Annotated in this window: 1 protein-coding gene; it reads right to left on the bottom strand. The window is 62.3% G+C overall.

The features are described 5' to 3' along the window. On the bottom strand, window positions 1-345 hold a 345-nt coding region (locus J5M71_RS28985), incomplete at both ends, for an immunoglobulin-like domain-containing protein (RefSeq protein WP_207839136.1).

Genomic DNA, 345 nt, shown 5'->3' with positions numbered 1-345 from the left:
CCAGCTGCAGATTTTCGAAGGTCGCACCGGTTGCATCCACAGCCGAACTGATGCCCAGGCTGATCTGGCCAGCATCGTTATAGACGTCATCGCCTTGCGCCGCATGGGTGTACGGTGCACTGGTTTCCCCAGCCTTGATGGTGACCTGGGCATTGTTGCTCAGGGTCACGACCAGGTCATGGGCCAGCGCCTGGTTGATGTGCACGGTGAAGGTCGGATTGACGTTCTCGGCCACCGACGCCTGATCGGCGGTGATGGTGACCTGCACCAGGTCGCCTTGGTTGCCGGTACCCGGGGTGCCCGAGCCAGGTTCGTCGGTGACGGTGGTGCTGACCGGGGTCTTGT

Origin of the sequence: Pseudomonas sp. 43(2021), assembly GCF_017490805.1 — a bacterium.
Lineage (GTDB): Bacteria > Pseudomonadota > Gammaproteobacteria > Pseudomonadales > Pseudomonadaceae > Aquipseudomonas.
This window is presented reverse-complemented; position numbering and strand designations above follow the sequence as displayed.